This is a genomic window from Proteocatella sp. QWL-06, assembly GCF_058684135.1.
The window spans coordinates 847,053-864,195 of the sequence record NZ_CM178755.1; the positions used below are offsets into that span (position 1 = coordinate 847,053).

General features: G+C 42.6%; 15 protein-coding genes. 14 read left to right on the forward strand and 1 reads right to left on the reverse strand.

The annotated features are described in order from the left end of the window. From secD to AC4PGZ_RS03970, 3 genes are all read left to right on the forward strand, one after another. Positions 1 to 1,257: a protein translocase subunit SecD gene (secD, locus tag AC4PGZ_RS03960; RefSeq protein WP_492159749.1), complete on the forward strand. Its 1,257-nt coding sequence runs from the start codon at positions 1 to 3 to the stop codon at positions 1,255 to 1,257. Between the two features lie 2 nt (positions 1,258 to 1,259). Continuing rightward, positions 1,260 to 2,171, forward strand: a complete 912-nt coding sequence (secF, locus tag AC4PGZ_RS03965) for a protein translocase subunit SecF (RefSeq protein WP_492159750.1) — start codon at positions 1,260 to 1,262, stop codon at positions 2,169 to 2,171. Between the two features lie 137 nt (positions 2,172 to 2,308). Then, entirely contained in the window at positions 2,309 to 2,821 is a 513-nt protein-coding gene (locus AC4PGZ_RS03970; RefSeq protein WP_492159751.1) for a ferritin-like domain-containing protein, read from the forward strand. A gap of 85 nt (positions 2,822 to 2,906) precedes the next feature. Here AC4PGZ_RS03970 and AC4PGZ_RS03975 read toward each other — a convergent pair whose 3' ends face one another. Then, the gene (locus AC4PGZ_RS03975; RefSeq protein ID WP_492159752.1) at positions 2,907 to 3,794 is read right to left on the reverse strand and encodes a selenium metabolism-associated LysR family transcriptional regulator; all 888 of its coding nucleotides are present in this window, start codon (positions 3,792 to 3,794) and stop codon (positions 2,907 to 2,909) included. Positions 3,795 to 4,045: 251 nt separating this feature from the next. On the opposite strand from AC4PGZ_RS03975, the gene purR reads away from it, so the two are divergent. From purR to ligA, 11 genes are all read left to right on the forward strand, one after another. Next, entirely contained in the window at positions 4,046 to 4,858 is an 813-nt protein-coding gene (purR, locus tag AC4PGZ_RS03980) for a pur operon repressor (protein ID WP_492159753.1), read from the forward strand. Positions 4,859 to 5,016: 158 nt separating this feature from the next. After that, positions 5,017 to 5,328: a septation regulator SpoVG gene (gene spoVG / locus AC4PGZ_RS03985; RefSeq protein ID WP_492159754.1), complete on the forward strand. Its 312-nt coding sequence runs from the start codon at positions 5,017 to 5,019 to the stop codon at positions 5,326 to 5,328. A gap of 189 nt (positions 5,329 to 5,517) precedes the next feature. After that, the gene (locus tag AC4PGZ_RS03990; RefSeq protein WP_492159755.1) at positions 5,518 to 6,546 is read left to right on the forward strand and encodes an N-acetylmuramoyl-L-alanine amidase; all 1,029 of its coding nucleotides are present in this window, start codon (positions 5,518 to 5,520) and stop codon (positions 6,544 to 6,546) included. 12 nt (positions 6,547 to 6,558) lie between these two features. Next, the gene (gene rph, locus AC4PGZ_RS03995) at positions 6,559 to 7,971 is read left to right on the forward strand and encodes a ribonuclease PH (protein WP_492159756.1); all 1,413 of its coding nucleotides are present in this window, start codon (positions 6,559 to 6,561) and stop codon (positions 7,969 to 7,971) included. Positions 7,972 to 7,994: 23 nt separating this feature from the next. Beyond that, positions 7,995 to 8,639, forward strand: a complete 645-nt coding sequence (locus AC4PGZ_RS04000; RefSeq protein ID WP_492159757.1) for a C40 family peptidase — start codon at positions 7,995 to 7,997, stop codon at positions 8,637 to 8,639. Positions 8,640 to 8,682: 43 nt separating this feature from the next. Next, on the forward strand, positions 8,683 to 10,527 hold the full coding sequence (locus AC4PGZ_RS04005) for a B12-binding domain-containing radical SAM protein (RefSeq protein ID WP_492159758.1): 1,845 nt from the start codon (positions 8,683 to 8,685) through the stop codon (positions 10,525 to 10,527). Further along, a complete protein-coding gene (locus AC4PGZ_RS04010; RefSeq protein ID WP_492159759.1) occupies positions 10,517 to 11,650 on the forward strand; it encodes a tetratricopeptide repeat protein in 1,134 nt (377 codons plus the stop codon). Before AC4PGZ_RS04005 ends, AC4PGZ_RS04010 begins: the two co-directional genes overlap by 11 nt. A 10-nt stretch (positions 11,651 to 11,660) precedes the next feature. Then, complete coding sequence (locus tag AC4PGZ_RS04015; protein WP_492159760.1) at positions 11,661 to 12,095, forward strand: SoxR reducing system RseC family protein; 435 nt, start codon at positions 11,661 to 11,663, stop codon at positions 12,093 to 12,095. A 76-nt stretch (positions 12,096 to 12,171) separates the two neighbouring features. Then, on the forward strand, positions 12,172 to 13,218 hold the full coding sequence (gene recA / locus AC4PGZ_RS04020; RefSeq protein WP_492159761.1) for a recombinase RecA: 1,047 nt from the start codon (positions 12,172 to 12,174) through the stop codon (positions 13,216 to 13,218). A 210-nt stretch (positions 13,219 to 13,428) separates the two neighbouring features. Beyond that, entirely contained in the window at positions 13,429 to 14,955 is a 1,527-nt protein-coding gene (gene rny, locus AC4PGZ_RS04025) for a ribonuclease Y (protein WP_492159762.1), read from the forward strand. A 119-nt stretch (positions 14,956 to 15,074) separates the two neighbouring features. After that, complete coding sequence (ligA, locus tag AC4PGZ_RS04030) at positions 15,075 to 17,096, forward strand: NAD-dependent DNA ligase LigA (protein WP_492159763.1); 2,022 nt, start codon at positions 15,075 to 15,077, stop codon at positions 17,094 to 17,096. Positions 17,097 to 17,143: the final 47 nt, after the last annotated feature.

Genomic DNA, 17,143 nt, shown 5'->3' on the forward strand with positions numbered 1-17,143 from the left:
ATGAAAAATGCAAGGAGCAAATCAGTATTTTTTCTTGTTGTGATTTTGATTGCAACATTTGCATACACTGCTTTTGCCGGAATAAGTGCTGGGGGAATGGAAATAAAGAGCGCTGTTTCGAATATAAAGCAGGGACTGGATCTCAAGGGCGGAGTTTTTGTGCTCTATGAGGCGGACACGGATATAACAGGGACTGAGCTTGATGACATCATGGATCAGACAATAGCAGTTTTCAGAAAGAGGATCGACTCCATGGGTCTTACGGAGCCTCTTATTGTCAGAGAAGGGGAGAAGAGGATCAGGATAGAGCTTCCTGGCGTGGAGAATGCGCAGCAGGCACTTGATACCATAGGAAAGACGGCGCAGCTTCAGTTCATAACTGTCAGAGAAGAGATTGTAGTGACAGGAGCTGACGTAAAGAATGCCAAGGTCGTAATAGATCAGAAAGAGAATACTCCGGTAGTCGCACTCGAGTTCACTCCTGAGGGCGCTCAGAAGTTTGCAGATGCTACTGCAAAGCTGGCGGTAAATCAGGAGCCGCTTCTTATAGTGCTGGACAATGAGGTAATCTCAAGTCCTGTGGTAAATGTTGCTATACCGGACGGAAATGCAACGATATCGGGAAATTTCACTGTGGAGAGCGCATCTGAGCTTGCAAACCTCATACGCGGAGGAGCGCTTCCTGTAAACTTTACTGAGGTCCAGAGCTCTATAGTTACGGCGACCCTTGGAGAGGACGCCCTTGCAAGGAGCATAACCGGGGCTCTCATAGGGATTGCTCTCGTAATGGTTTTCATGACTGCATACTACAGGATACCTGGACTCTCTGCTTCGATTGCGCTTTCAGGATACATGGTAATCGTAGCATATATATACCAGCTCATCGGAGTAACGCTGACTCTTCCGGGAATTGCGGCGCTCATTCTGTCTGTCGGAATGGCAGTAGATGCCAATGTAATCATATTTGAGCGTATAAAGGAAGAAATAAGGGATGGGAAATCCGTAAGAGTCGCTATTGACTCTGGATTTAAAAAGGCAATGTCTACCATTCTTGATTCTCAGATAACTACTTTCATAGCGGGAATAGTGCTTTACTATTTTGGAACGGGACAGATCAAGGGATTTGCGATAACTCTGATGATAGGTATAATAGCCTCCATGTTTACCGCGCTTTTTGTAACAAAGCTCATTCTTAGAAATATGGTTAACGGATTTTCCATCAAAGACAAAAAGCTGTTTGGCGTTCAGGAGGGCTAGTTATGAAACTGAAAAAAGATTTAAAGGTAACAGGAAACTACAAGATATATTTCAGCATTTCGCTTGCTATAATCCTTATTGGAATGGCGCTGGCGGGATTCAGAGGATTTAACTACGGAATAGATTTTACTGGCGGTACTCTTATCGAGATAAACACCAATAAGTATATTCCTACTGAAGAGGTAAGGCAGATTACTGACAGCTTTGATCCGGGGATGCAGATAAACTATATTGGAGAGGAAAGAGACGGAGTCCAGCTCAAGACTACTGCGGACCTCAATAATGAAAAGAGGACGGAGCTTTTTGGAGCGTTTTCTTCAAAATATGACCTGACTCAGAAAGATCTCATAAAGTCAGAGCAGTTTGGACCTTCAATAGGAAAAGAGATTAAGACAAAGGCCTTTGTTTCGGTAATAATTGCAACGCTTGCCATGCTTGTGTACATCTCCTTCAGGTTCCAGCTCGATTTTGGAATCGCGGCAATCATAGCGCTTATACATGACGTGCTCATAGTGCTTGCGATATACTCGATATTCCAGATACCGCTCAACAGTCCGTTTGTAGCGGCGATGCTTACGGTAGTCGGATATTCCATAAATGATACTATAGTTATATTTGACAGGATAAGAGAGAATATGGCGGGTGCAAAAAGGGATTCACACGAAGAGGTCGCAGATCTTTCGATAAATCAGACCATATCAAGGTCGATAAATACATCCCTGACCACGCTTCTTGCGATAATTGCCCTTTATATCATGGGGGTTGAGTCAATAAGGGAATTTACCCTTCCTCTGATTGCCGGAATATCTGTAGGAGTATACTCTTCGATATTCATAGCAAGTCCAATCTGGGTAATGATAAACAAGAGCAAAAGAAAGCATCAGATAAAGAATATAGCAGCAAACAGGTCATAACTGAAAATGCTTAGTTGATATAGTCCTCATTGATTCGTGGATTTCATTCAGTATATGTTTAATCTGTGAATCATGTGGTTATATAAATATTGTGAGTTAACTTATTTTAATTCAATTATTTATAAGGAGGATTTGATATGGGATCGAGAGCAGTACAAATCGCTAACCTGGACGTTGAAAAGCTTCTGGAGGTATTAAATTCAGCGCTTGCTGAGGAATGGCTTGCTTATTACCAGTACTGGATAGGTGCAAGGCTCATGGAAGGACCTATGCGCTCTGAGGTGGAGCCGGAGCTTCTTCTTCATGCAAATCAGGAGCTCAATCATGCAGTAATGGTCGTTGGCAGGATAATTCAGCTTGGAGGGACTCCGATAATAGATCCAAAGGACTGGCTCAAGCATGCAGGATGTGCATATGAGGCGCCTGTTGACCCATACATCGAAGAGGTACTTAAGCAGAACCTCAATGGCGAAAGATGTGCAATATCAAGATATCAGCAGATTGCAGAGATGACAAACGGCAAAGACTATTCGACATATCAGATGGCAGTAACCATCCTTAATGAGGAGCTTGAGCACGAGGAAGACATAGAGTCATGGCTCAGGGACATAGACAGGCTTAAGGAAGATATAAGAAAGCTCAGACTTTAGTAAGAATTTGAGTAATGTAACATAAAAAGCAAAATCACGACCTGGAATATATATCCGAGTCGTGATTTTGTATCGAGAGTTAAAATTATCTATAGGTTTCTGTTATGAAGTCTATAAATTTTGATTCAATTGGAGTAAATACCGCTTTTTTGTGAACGACGAAATAAAAATTTCTCTGTGTGTCAAAATCTGAAATGTCGTATATGCAGATGTTGCTGTCTTCGGAGATGCACTGAGCAGAGCTGGCAGGAATGAACGCATAGCCTACTCCCTTTGATACAAGGCTCCTTGCTACGTTAAAGCTTTCCGTTATGACTACTGTATTAAGGCTTGAGATAGTTCTTCCGTGTGATGCAAGTTCCTTTGAAAATATCTTTCCGCTACCCGAGCCTTCTTCTCTCATTATAAGAGGAAGGTCGAGCACTTCTTCAAATTTAAGGCTGGCTCTGCAGGCTCCGTCCTTCTTTGGACCTATAAGAACCATTTTGTCCTCGAACACCTTTACATAGTCAAATTCGCTTCCTGGCTTTGAACCCACGAATCCCATGGTATATTTGTTGTCCGATATTGATTCGAGAACGTCCTGAGAGTCCAGGTGGTAGATCTTGAACCTGATGCCTGGAAATTTTGCAGAAAAGCCTGCGATGACTTCGGGGACTACAAATTCCTCAGGGACAGAGCTTGAAGGAAGCTCCAGAAGGCCATCGAATTTTCCGATTATGTCATTTATAGTAAATACTGCGCTGTCTCTCTTCTTTATAATTTCTACAGCGTGGTTCTTGAAAGTCTTTCCCGCGTCTGTAAGTTCTATCGTCTTTCCCTTACGGTCAAACAGCAGTATGCCAAGCTCGCTCTCCAGATTCTGTATGTGGTTTGAGAGAGTTGGCTGCGTGAGGTATAATTCACGTGCGGCTTTTGAGAAGCTGTTGTATTTTGCAATAGTAATAAAACTTTCTAATTGTTTGAAATCCATAGATTTGCTCCTTAATATTCATTATGGTTAATATTATATCATTAAAAATTGCCGATTTGTAAAAAATACGTTCTTATTTCGATAGACCTAATTTATGCAATCGATAGAAAAACTCTATATTAAAACAAACAGCTTAAACTTTGAAAATTTAACAAATGTACAGTTTAAGCAGAAATAGATATTGAAATGTTTTTGATGATATATTATAATAATATACGGATAAATACGAATTTTATATGGAAGGATATACAATGAAGTTAAGAAAAAGTGAAAGAATAGGTGCTATAGTTAAAGTGCTTTCGGATAACCCGAACAAAATATTTACCTTAGGCTATTTTACTGAAAAATTTGATACTGCAAAATCCACGCTGAGTGAAGACATATCGGTAGTAAAGAATGTTTTTGAAAAGCTTGAACTTGGTAAGGTCATAACTATTTCCGGGGCTTCCGGTGGTATAAAATTCATACCGATGTACACGAAAAATCAGGCGATTGCCCAGGTTGAGGAGATGTGCGAGAAGATAGTTAATCCTGACAGAAAGCTGGTCGGAGGTTTTCTCTATATGAACGACCTGATCTCGAGCCCGGATATCGCCAAATCAGTGGGTGAGCTTTTTGCGACAGTCATAGACTACAGCGAGGCTGACTACGTGGTTACGATAGAGGCAAAGGGGATTCCGATGGCTATGATGACCGCAAAGGCCATGAACCTTCCTCTTATAATAGTAAGGAAAAATGCGAGGATAACAGAGGGACCTTCTCTCGCTATTAACTATCTTTCGAGTACGAGCGGAAAGATACAGAGCATGAATCTCCCAAGAAGGGCTATAAAGCCTGGAGCAAAGGTTATACTTGTAGACGATTTCATGAGAGCCGGTGGCACTCTGAAGGGAATGGAAGACCTCATGAAAGAGTTTGACGCTACAGTCCTTGACCGAGCTGTGTTCATAGAGCTTGAATGTGACAAGAATGCGAAGGACTATTTTTCACTGATGACCCTTAAGGATACAAAGGATGATATAGAGATAGAAATAAGTAAGAACTTCCTTGAAAGATTCAGGTAGTATGTAATCAAAGCTATGAAATAATCAACGTCTTATGATCAAGATAAAATATTCAGAAAATTACTTTATTTATTATTGCATATGTTTAAAATATATAGTAAACTAATGATAATCAGTTTTGGGAAACTATACTACATAGCAAAAGGAGAGTAATGACTATGCAAATTACAGATGTTCGAGTAAGAAAGTTATCAGAAGAAGGCAAAATGAGGGGAATTGTATCAGTAACTTTCGATAATGCATTTGTTGTTCATGACATCAAAATCATTGAGGGGCAAAATGGTTTATTCATAGCGATGCCAAGCAGAAAGGTTTCTGAAGGGGAGTTCAGAGACATAGCGCATCCTATAAATGCTGAAATGAGACACGAATTACAGGACGAAATCCTGAAGGCTTACGAAGAGGCAAGAGAAAAAGCTACTGAAATGGATTTTGATGGAAGTGATAATGATTATATAACGCAGGAATAAAAATTTGTAATGGTTATTTTAAAAAGTTTTCCGCTGTCTTACTGGATGGAGTCTTTCATACAGTCAGGCAGTTTTTTGCTTTTCTCAAAGATGAATCCCGCTAAATTTACAATACAATTACAAAAGATCATAACAATTGAAAAATACCGGATTTAGTGATAAGCTATAGGGAAGAATGAGGAGGCAGTTATGAGAAAAAATATTATCTTAAGGAGAATTCTTGCAATGACGGCTGCAATGACGCTGTTTGCATCAGGTTCTGCTTATGCAGAAAATACAGGGAAGATAGACAATAAGGTATATAGAGGGCTCAGTGAAGTCCTGGAGAGCAGAAATGAAGAAGAGGCTGTTCCTGAAAATTCCGATTTCGTAAATCTGATAACCTATACAAAGGACAGGATGACAGCAAGATTTGCCATAAAGCTGCCGCACGGTGAAAAGGTGAAGGCGGATGATTCGGAGTCCGGACTCGTGGTGGTTGAAATACCTGCGGGAATAATAAGCACGTCAGAGATAAGAAAAGATATAAATGACAGGTATGTGAGCGCATATGAGCTCTACAGCGACGATGAGTCATATATATTTGAAATGGAGCTGCAGGAAAATGTGGAGGCTTCATGCTTTGTGAACGAGTCAACTGGTGAAATCTCTATTTCGCTTGAAAAGAAGGTGAGAGAAACGCCAAGGATAGTAGTTGATGCCGGACATGGAGGCGATGACCCCGGAGCGGTAAACAAGGCCGCAGGCGTGAATGAAAAGACACTCAACCTGAAGGTTGCTGTAATGCTCTCCGATATTCTAACTGAACGCGGCTATGATGTCATAATGAACCGGGATTCTGATTATTTCGTGCCGCTAAAGGACAGATACAACAATGCAAACGACCAGGATGCAGATCTGTTTGTAAGCATTCATCACAATGCCGCTGCAAATGCATCAGTTTCAGGAATAGAGACACTAAGGCCAAATTCTGCCGAGAACAAGGATGTGGCAGATTTTATACAGGAAGAGCTGATAAGAAATACCGGAGCGGCAAACCGGGGCACCAAGATCAGGACAGATCTTGCAGTACTTAATGGAACAAAAATGCCGGCTGTGCTTGCCGAGCTTGGATTCATAACGAGTCCGGGTGAAGTGACAAAGCTTGCCGACAGCTCATATCAGGGCAAGCTCGCGAGTTCGATAGCAGATGGAATAGACAGATATTTTGGAAGATAAGAAGGAGTAAACGTGCAGAAGCAGAACAACGGATTAAGGGAAATCAAATTTACAAAGGATTATACAAAACATGCAGAGGGATCTGTGCTTGTCGAGTTCGGAGATACAAAGGTAATATGTACGGCTTCGATCGAGGACAAGGTGCCGCCTTTTCTGAAAAACTCGGGAACCGGCTGGATAAGCGCTGAGTATTCGATGCTTCCGAGATCTACTCATCAGAGAAAAATCAGAGAGTCATCAAGAGGCAAGGTGGACGGAAGGACTCATGAGATACAGAGGCTCATAGGAAGATCGCTGAGATCTGTCATAGATCTTAAGCAGCTTGGAGAAAAGACGATCTGGATAGACTGTGATGTCATCCAGGCAGACGGAGGAACGAGGACTGCTTCGATAAGCGGGGCTTTCGTGGCGCTCGCGCTTGCGTGTGACAGGCTCTGCAGATCAAAGCAGCTTAAGAAATTCCCTATAAAGGAGTTCGTGAGCGCCGTAAGCGTGGGCATAGTTGATGGGGACTGTGTGCTGGATCTGTGCTATGAGCAGGATTCGAGCGCGCATGTTGACATGAATGTGGTCATGACGGGAAAGGGCGAGTTCATAGAGATACAGTCAACAGGAGAAGAAAGACCGTTCACGAGAACTCAGTTCAACAGCCTTCTTGAGCTTGCTGAAGGTGGCTGCATGCAGATAATAGACATTCAGAAGCAGGTTCTCGGAGCTGAGATAACAGACAGGATACATGGAATACAGCCAAAGCCTCAGGCTCCCAAGAAGGAGAGAGTGAAGCATGACAATACTCCTTACCTGAATGCCGAAGGAAAGCTCGAATTCGTGATAGCTTCTTCGAACAGTCACAAAATTGAAGAAATAAATGCCATACTGGCAGAACATGACATAAAGCTGCTTTCTCTTGATGATGTAGGCCTTAAGGGCATAGAAATCGAAGAGACCGGGGTCACTTTTGAGGAAAATGCCATGATAAAGGCAAAAGCAATAATGGAGCTTACCGGAAAAATCGCAATAGCGGATGATTCAGGGCTCATGGTAGATGTTCTGGGAGGAGAGCCGGGCGTATATTCGGCGAGATATTCCGGAGCAGATGCAAATGACCAGAGAAACAATCAGCTTCTCAAGCAAAAACTCGCTGACATCAACTGGAATGACAGGAAGGCAAGATTTGTAAGCGTCATAGCGCTTGCTTTTCCAGATGGAAGAGAGGGGCTGTACAAGGGGATATGTGAAGGCATGATAGGATTTGAGGAGTCAGGTGAAAATGGCTTTGGATATGATCCTCTATTCATACCGGACATTGGTCCTGACAATGAAAAGACATTTGCAGAGCTTTCGGCTGAGGAGAAGAACAGAATAAGCCACAGATCGAGGGCGCTTAAGGTCATGAGCAGAAAGCTTGAAGATTTACTATATTAAATAAAATATGGCAGGGTGACTATATGAAAACAGGATACAGCAGAATAATGGCAGGACTTATCATAGCAGGAATATCAGTTACTAATGTATCATACGCAGAAAGCGGGATGGACAGTGTTTTCAGAAGGCTCGGCACCTTCATGAGCACTCCTCAGTTCAGTCTTGCGAGCACGGATGCAGACAATCCCGTGCTTGATCTGGCAGTAAGCAGCATAATAGTCAGGTATGCTCTGGAAGAGCTTGAAAAGCCTTATGTATACGGCAGCACCGGGCCGGACTCCTATGACTGTTCAGGGCTTACCTATTCTGTTTTCGCAAAGGCAGGGATAAGCATACCGAGGGTCTCTGCAGATCAGGGAAGCTCGGGAAAGGCTGTAGAAAAAGAAATGCTGATGCCGGGCGACCTCATATTCTTTGATACGAGAAACAGCAATGACGAAACTGACATAAGCGTGGATACGAGCGACATAATATCGCTTTTTGCTCCTGAGCAGTCTCCTTCTGCCCCGGCCGTATTTGTGCCTCAGAAGGTTACTCATGTCGGGATTTACGTGGCCGAGGGAAAATTCATCCATGCCTCATCAGGCAGCGAGATGAAGGTCGTCATAGCAGATCTGGGCAATAAGTACTACAGCCAGAGATATCTCTTTGCAAAAAGATATGTCTAGTGCTGCTTCATACAGTGCGCTCTGCACGAAAGAAAGGTAATTTATGAAGATACTCCTTACTACCTTGAATTCCAAATTCATTCACTCGAACCTGGCTGTAAAATATATGCATGCCATGATAAGAGACAGAGTGGATTCGGTCGTAGAGGAATTTACTATAAATGAAGATATAGAAGAAATACTCAGCAAGATAATGCAGGGAGGCTACGATATGGTAGCCTTTTCGTGTTATATCTGGAATATCGAAAGAACGATGAAGCTTGCCGAGAACATAAAGAAGATCTCTCCGCAGACTATGATTCTTCTTGGGGGTCCTGAAGTGACCTATGATGCTGACATGGTAATAAAGAAAAATCCGTTCGTAGATTTTGTGATAGCAGGAGAAGGCGAAAAGGCGATTTCAGATCTCGCGGACATAATGCTGCAGGCAGAAGATTCAGCGGGAGAAATAAGCAGGGCTTTTGGAGAGAATTCACCGTATCTGGAGCCTTTGATGAATATAACCAATCTTTATACAGCTTTTGCTCCATGCGACATGGATTTTGAATCAAGAAGCCTCGTTATTACAGATCTTTCGATAATTCCGCCGGTATATCTCGAAACGAAGAAACAGGAAATCGAGAACAAGATCGTTTACTACGAGACCTCAAGAGGATGTACATTCAGCTGTTCATACTGCCTGTCATCTACGACAAAGGGCGTGAGGTTTTTTGATTATGACAGAGTGAAGGCAGAGCTGACTCATCTGGTGAGCCTTGGCGCAAGACAGATAAAGTTCGTTGACAGGACCTTCAATTCTGATGAAAGCAAGGCGCTTGAAATGATTTCCTTTCTGATGAGCCTCGATGACGGCAGTATAAATTTTCATTTTGAGATTACTGCGCATCTGCTTCAGAGGCCTGTGCTCGATCTTATAAAGACGGCAAGGAGAGGGCTTTTTCAGTTTGAGATCGGAGTTCAGTCAACCAATGACGCGACCCTTCGAGAAGTACGCAGAGCAAACCGCTTTGAGGAGCTCAGCCATAATGTGCTCGAGATAAAGTCTTACGGGAATGTGCATCAGCACCTTGACCTGATTGCAGGGCTTCCGTATGAGGACCTCCAAAGATTCAGGAAATCATTCAATGATGTTTTTTCACTCAAGCCGGACGCGCTTCAGCTGGGATTCCTCAAGATACTCAAGGGCAGCCCTATGGAAAAGACCGTAGAAAAGCACGGATACAGCTACAGGTCATATCCTCCGTATGAGGTACTGAAAAACAGTTACATGAGCTATGCCGACATTGACCATCTGAGATCCGTGGAGAACGTGCTCGACAGATTTTACAACACGGGTAGATTCAGATACAGCATGGAATATCTTTATGACACTGTCTACTGCGGCAGAGGGTACGACCTTTTTGAGGATCTCTCGGCCATCATAAAGAATAATGATATAAATACAGTCAGAAAAGAAGAGGAATTCCGCGCTATGAAGCTGCTGGGGCTCAGCAGATCTGAATGCGATTGTATGAATACCGATTTTTATGTAGAGCTTCTGAGGCTCGACTACATGAACATGGGGAGAAATCCGTCACTGCCCGCGTTTCTTGCGAGCAAAAATGCGAGAGAAGGTGAATCCAGGCTCAGGGAATTCATATTTGAGTTCACGAGAGACCAGCAGAATCTCGTTGAGCTGGGATTTGCAGAGGATGTCCACTACAAGGATGCATACAAGAAAATAAACTGGTCAATTTTTGAGTATGATATGGTACAATATATATCGGAGATAAAAAAATCTGATAAGACAGATATAGTTAAGTCAGTAAATGTATTGATCGTTAATTATGATTCCGGAAAGGACCATAACGGCGATTACAGAATGTTAAGGAGAGCATATGAGATCTAATTTGGATGATTTTCTATCATCGCTTACGGACAGGCTTGTATTCATAGAAATAGAAGATGAGAGCATACTGAGCAGGTTTGGGGATACGGACAGCGAGTTCATGGTGCCGGTGTTTTCAAAGGACATTGTAAAGATGGCGGCAGATGATGATGCCGGGATAACCACGCTTCAGATAGCTGAGGCTGTGCTTTACCTTCTTGGAATAGACAGCCAGTTCAAATACAATGCGCAGTATGTAGATTTTATAAGGAATAATATAGAAAAGCCGGAGATCCTGATATCAAGCCTTGCAAAAGCTAAATATGAAAACAGGAACTATGCGGATGCGCTGGTATTTCTGAGAGCTGGGATGCTGCTTTCGGATGATAACAAGGACCTTATATACAACTATGCTCACATATGCAAGGAATATCTGGCAGACACTGAGGACAGAGAGCTGAAGAAGCTTTTTTTCAGGGAGGCTCAGGAGTTTTTTGAAGCGGTGCTTGATATTGATGAGAATCACGTGCTCGCAAACTACCAGCTGTCGTTCTTCAAGATGAACCTGGGAGAGCCTGATGAGGCAGTCGAGCATCTGAAAAAGGTTGCAGAGTATTCAAATGACAATGAAATAGCAGAGGAGGCTGAGAATATGATTATGAAACTTAGTGTTCGTGAAAAACTTGAAATAGCAGAGGAATTCATAGATGAGATGAAGCTGGAGGAGGCTCTGGAGGTTCTTGATGAGCTGCCGGAGACAACAGAGGACAAGGACCTCAGCTTCAGGATGAATTATGCAAGAGGCTTCTGCCATAAGGCGTTTTCAGAATTTGAAGAGGCTATCGAGGCATACGAAAAGGCGCTTCTCATAAACAACACTGATACTCTTCTGCTGTGCGAGCTGGGGATATGCTATGCATATATCGGAGAATTTGATCAGTCGCTTGAATTCTACCTTTCGGCGCTTGACATAGAGCCACAGAGCACGGAGATACTGAGCAACACAGCAGTTGTATATCTGAACATGAGAGATATTGAAAATGCAAAGCTATATATAAGAAAAGCTATGGAGATAGACCCGAATGACGAGATAATAGAATCAACGCTTAAGGCAATAAGAACGATTGAAGAAGCAGAGAAATAAAGGAGAAATCATGAGAGAATTTGGAGTAGTCGTTGGCATCGTTGATGACAAAGCCATCGTGAATGTAAAGAGACAGTCTGCATGTGGAAAATGCAAGGCGTGTGAAATGGGTAAAAGCGATCAGAAGGAGATCAACATTACGGCTAAAAATACAGTCGGAGCAAAGGTAAATGACAGCGTCAACCTTATAATGGATACTCCTGATGTCCTCAGAGCAGCAATAATAGTATACCTGATACCGCTGTGCGCGCTGCTTGCAGGAATCGGAATACCTTCGCTGATAACCTCTTCAATGGGAATAGACGGAGAGACTATAAGCATAGTATCAGGACTTGTTCTGATGTCGATTTCATATCTTTTCGTGAGGCGTAAGGACAAAGAGCTTGAGGCTACAAAAAAGTATGAGCCGGAAATAACTGAGATACTCGGACACAATATAATATAGTCGATTGACTGTATAAATTTTATGAGATATACTTTAAAAAAATGACAAATTAGTCTTAATTTGGATAGGAGGAAGCATGCAGGAAGAAAAAAGAAAAGCGATTGAAAGCACTATGGCTAAAATCGAAAAGGAGTTTGGAAAAGGCTCTGTAATGATGCTTGGGGAAAATGCAAAGATGAATCTGGAGGTAATCTCCACTGGTTCTTTAGGACTTGACCTTGCCATAGGTATTGGAGGACTTCCTAAGGGAAGGATTATTGAGATATATGGGCCTGAATCTTCAGGTAAGACTACAGTAGCGCTTCATGCGGTTGCAGAGGCTCAGAAGGCAGGAGGCGTGGCGGCATTCATAGATGCTGAGCATGCGCTTGACCCTGCATATGCAAAGGCTCTTGGAGTTGATATAGACAGCCTTATAATCTCTCAGCCTGATACGGGAGAGCAGGCGCTTGAGATAACTGACACGCTCGTGAGCAGCGGCGTTGTAGACATAATCGTAGTAGACTCGGTTGCCGCGCTTGTTCCAAAGGCGGAGATCGAAGGCGAGATGGGAGATTCACACATGGGTCTTCAGGCAAGGCTTATGTCACAGGCTCTCAGAAAGCTTACAAGCTCAATAAATAAATCAAAGACGATAACGATATTCATAAACCAGCTTAGAGAGAAAATAGGCGTAATGTTTGGTAATCCTGAGACTACAACCGGAGGAAGAGCGCTAAAGTTCTACTCTTCGATAAGGATTGACGTAAGAAGGATAGACTCAATAAAGCAGGGCGATGAGATCATCGGAAACAGAACAAGAGCAAAGATCGTAAAAAACAAGGTAGCTCCGCCTTTCAGACAATGTGAATTTGACATCATGTATGGACAGGGAATCTCAAAAGTAGGAGAGCTCGTGGATCTTGCAGCTAATATCGATGTAATCAAAAAATCCGGATCATGGTATTCATATAATGACAACAAGCTCGGACAGGGAAGGGAGAACGTGAAGGCTTACTTCCTTGAGAATAAGGATATAATGGATGAAGTGGAAAAGAAGGTAAGAGATTTCTACGACAAGTCAAACAGCCTGGAATTCGTTCCTGAAAAGGAAGATGAGGAAAAGGAGCTGTCTGCTGAGTAGAAAAACCTCAGACTATGCTGAAAACTGAATTACAATACACAGAAATACAGGGAAATTTCCTGTATTTTTGTGCTTTTCATTGACAGTTTAAGATATTGATATTAAAATATATGTATGTATCCTGATTCAGGATACCTTATGATGATTATGGACAATTGAAAGAAAAATTCAGAAAAGGAGGTGGGTAAGATAAACCAGGCAAATATTCAAATGATGATAATAGTACTGTTAGTAGCAGGAATTTCAGTGGCAGCGGGTTATTTTATAAGAAAGAAGATAGCCGAAGGCAAGCTGAATGAAGCAGAGACGGTAGTTAAACGTATGATAGATGACGCAGAAAAGAAAGCAGAATCAGTCAAAAAGGAAAAACTAGTTGAAGCTAAGGAGGAAGTTCATAAGCTTAGAGCTGAAGCCGAGAAGGAATACAAGGAAAGACGAAACGAACTTCAGAAATATGAAAAGAGAGTACTCCAGAAGGAAGAAACGCTTGACAAGAAGATAAGTCAGGTGGAAGAAAAAGACAACAGGTATAATGACAAATTCAGAAAGCTCCAGGAAAAAGAGGAAGACATATCCAAACTGGTAGATGCGCAGATGCAGAAGCTTGAGGATGTATCAAAGCTTACGCTGGATGAAGCCAAGAGAGAGATTCTTTCCATGGCTGAAAGAGAAGTAAAACAGGAAATGGCGATTATGGTCAAGGATCTTGAAAGCAAAGCTAAAGACGAAGCTGAAAAGAAAGCCAGAGAAATCGTATCCTATGCAATTCAGAGGTGTGCAGCAGATCATGTTGCCGAAACAACAGTATCAGTAGTTAGTCTTCCTAACGATGAAATGAAGGGAAGAATAATTGGTAGAGAGGGTAGAAACATAAGGACTCTTGAAACACTTACAGGGGTAGATTTTATTATTGATGATACACCGGAAGCGGTAGTTTTATCTGCGTTTGATCCGATAAGGAGAGAAATCGCAAGAATCGCGCTTGAAAGATTGATATCTGACGGAAGAATACATCCATCCAGAATCGAAGAGATGGTTGAAAAGGCAAAGGTCGAAGTTGACACTATGATCAAGGAAGAAGGAGAAAAAGCTTCTTTCGAAACAGGAGTATTTGGATTACATCCAGAGCTCATAAAATTATTAGGCAGACTAAAATACAGAACAAGCTACGGCCAGAACGTGCTGAAGCACTCTGTTGAAATATCTCATTTATGCGGAATTATGGCCACGGAAATCGGCGCAGACCCTAAGCTTGCAAAGAGAGCGGGACTGCTTCATGATATTGGTAAGGCAGTAGACCATGAAATGGAAGGAACTCACGTAGAAATCGGTATGGATCTGCTAAGAAGATACAAAGAGTCCAAAGAGGTCATACATGCAATGTCGACGCACCATGGCGATTATGAACCACAGTCGGTTGAAGCAGTGCTTGTAACTGCTGCGGATGCAATTTCAGCAGCAAGACCGGGAGCAAGAGGAGAGACACTCGAGGCTTACATCAAGAGACTTGAAAAACTTGAAGAAATTTCAAATGATTTCGAGGGAGTTGACAAATCATATGCAATTCAGGCAGGAAGAGAAGTAAGAATACTTGTCAAGCCGGAAGACATAAACGATGCAGGGCTTCCACTTCTTGCAAGAAACATTACAAAGAGAATCGAGCAGGAGATGGAATATCCAGGACAGATCAAGGTCAATATCATAAGAGAGACAAGAGCGATAGATTACGCAAAATAATCTTGAACACAGAAAATCATAAGCTAGAATACAGGAACTAATTTCAGTTATCAACTGGAGTTAGTTCTTTTTTTGTGATATCATAAATTGAAACAAAAGACATGCACAAGGAGAAGGATATGAAGCCAGAAGAAGAGATAAAAAAACTGAGAGAAAAGATAAATTATTATTCAGATCTTTATTATAAGGAAGATGTGAGCGAGATAAGCGACCCTGAATTTGACAGGCTGATGCTCAGGCTCATAGAACTTGAAAAGGAGAACCCGGAGCTTTCTGATCCGTCGTCTCCTACGCAGAGAGTAGGGGGAGAGGCGCTAAGCCAGTTCGTGCCCTATCAGCATGCAAGGCAGATGCTTTCGCTGTCCAATGCCTTTTCAAAAGAGGAGATACTGGAATTTGACTCAAGGATACGAAACCAGGGAATAGATCCGCAGTATGTTGTGGAGTACAAGATAGACGGCCTCTCTGTGTCTCTTGAATATTCAGGCGGAGTATTTGTAAGAGGCGGGACGAGAGGAAACGGAATCATCGGGGAGGATGTAAGCGAAAATCTTAGAACCATAAAAGATATACCAATGATAATCCCATACAAAGGAGACCTTATAGTAAGGGGGGAGGTATATATATCGAAAAAACAGTTTGAAAAGATAAATGCCATGCAGGAAAAAAACGGGCTCAATCTCTTTGCGAATCCCAGAAATGCAGCTGCAGGATCTCTCAGGCAGCTGGATTCTAAAATAACAGCAAAGAGGGGACTCAGCATCTTCGTGTTCAACGTTGAAAATGACCTTGAGGGGCTGAGCCATCATACGGAAATCCTGAATTATCTTGAGCAGCAGGGATTCAAGGTAAGCCCCGAGCGAAAGCAGCTGAGCTCAGTGGAGGAGGTATGGAAGGAAATCGAGAGGATTGGCGAAACAAAGAACAGCCTTCCCTTTGAGATAGATGGAGCAGTCATAAAGGTTGATGACATATCGCAGAGAGAAGAGCTGGGATACACTTCAAAGACTCCGAAGTGGGCAATAGCGTACAAATTCCCTGCAGAAAAAAAGGAAACCGTGATAGAATCGATTGAGATCCAGGTAGGAAGAACCGGTGCGCTGACTCCGACTGCTGTGCTGAAACCAGTTAGAATTTCAGGCAGCACAGTGAGCAGGGCTTCGCTCCACAACCAGGATTATATAGATGAAAAGGATATAAGGATAGGGGATACTGTAATAATCCAGAAGGCTGGGGAGATAATCCCAGAGGTGCTGGAGGTAGTAAAGGAGAAGAGGACAGGCAGCGAGGAGGCATTCAGCATTCCTTTCATATGCCCTGTATGCAGCAATCCGGCTGTAAGAGAAAAAGGCGAGGCCGCGATAAAGTGCGTAAACATTTCATGTCCTGCAAGAGTCAAGAGATCTCTGATACACTTTGTGTCAAAGGGTGCAATGGACATAGACAAAATGGGAATCTCCATAGTAAACAGGCTCTATGACAGGGGAATCATCTCCAATGTGTCTGACATATACAGGCTAACTGAAGATGAACTGCTCTCTGTGGAGGGCTTTGCTGAAAAATCAGCGAAAAAGCTTATTGAATCCATTGAAAAATCAAAATCCAATGAGCTTTACCGTCTGATATTCGGGCTGGGAATCGACTTTATCGGTGAAAAAGCCTCCAAAACTCTTGCTAAAAGCTTTGAGTCCATGCAGCAGATATCTGAGGCTGGCTATGAAAGGCTGAGAGAAATACCTGAGTTTGGAGATGTAATGGCAGGCAGCGTTGTGGACTTTTTCAGAAATGACAACAATATGAAGCTGATAGAAGAACTTAAGGCTCTGGGAGTGAACATGGTTTCGTCTCGCGGTGAGAACAGCCAGGGAAACAGCCTTGAAGGGCTGAAATTCGTGCTTACAGGCTCGCTGGAGTCTCTAAGCAGAAAAGAGGCCGGGGACATGATAGAAGCCAGAAATGGAGCTGTTTCAGGCTCCGTGAGCAAGAACACGGACGTGGTGCTTGCCGGTGAGGAGGCAGGCTCAAAACTGAAAAAAGCACAAGATCTGGGCATAAAGATAATAGATGAAAAGGTTTTTCTTAAGCTTTTGACGTTTGAAACAAAATCTGAAGTGACCGCGTTTCTTGGTTTAAACAAATAAAATTGCATCAACTTTCATTATTCGCAAAATTCTGAAAAATGCATTAC

Coding starts and splice junctions, on each gene's coding strand:
- AC4PGZ_RS04000 (WP_492159757.1), top strand. CDS start 7,995: ATGAAAACAGGATACAGCAGAATAATGGCAGGACTTATCATAGCAGGA.
- rny (WP_492159762.1), top strand. CDS start 13,429: ATGATGATAATAGTACTGTTAGTAGCAGGAATTTCAGTGGCAGCGGGT.
- recA (WP_492159761.1), top strand. CDS start 12,172: ATGCAGGAAGAAAAAAGAAAAGCGATTGAAAGCACTATGGCTAAAATC.
- ligA (WP_492159763.1), top strand. CDS start 15,075: ATGAAGCCAGAAGAAGAGATAAAAAAACTGAGAGAAAAGATAAATTAT.
- secD (WP_492159749.1), top strand. CDS start 1: ATGAAAAATGCAAGGAGCAAATCAGTATTTTTTCTTGTTGTGATTTTG.
- AC4PGZ_RS04005 (WP_492159758.1), top strand. CDS start 8,683: ATGAAGATACTCCTTACTACCTTGAATTCCAAATTCATTCACTCGAAC.
- secF (WP_492159750.1), top strand. CDS start 1,260: ATGAAACTGAAAAAAGATTTAAAGGTAACAGGAAACTACAAGATATAT.
- AC4PGZ_RS03970 (WP_492159751.1), top strand. CDS start 2,309: ATGGGATCGAGAGCAGTACAAATCGCTAACCTGGACGTTGAAAAGCTT.
- AC4PGZ_RS04010 (WP_492159759.1), top strand. CDS start 10,517: ATGAGATCTAATTTGGATGATTTTCTATCATCGCTTACGGACAGGCTT.
- AC4PGZ_RS04015 (WP_492159760.1), top strand. CDS start 11,661: ATGAGAGAATTTGGAGTAGTCGTTGGCATCGTTGATGACAAAGCCATC.
- AC4PGZ_RS03990 (WP_492159755.1), top strand. CDS start 5,518: ATGAGAAAAAATATTATCTTAAGGAGAATTCTTGCAATGACGGCTGCA.
- AC4PGZ_RS03975 (WP_492159752.1), bottom strand. CDS start 3,794: ATGGATTTCAAACAATTAGAAAGTTTTATTACTATTGCAAAATACAAC.
- spoVG (WP_492159754.1), top strand. CDS start 5,017: ATGCAAATTACAGATGTTCGAGTAAGAAAGTTATCAGAAGAAGGCAAA.
- purR (WP_492159753.1), top strand. CDS start 4,046: ATGAAGTTAAGAAAAAGTGAAAGAATAGGTGCTATAGTTAAAGTGCTT.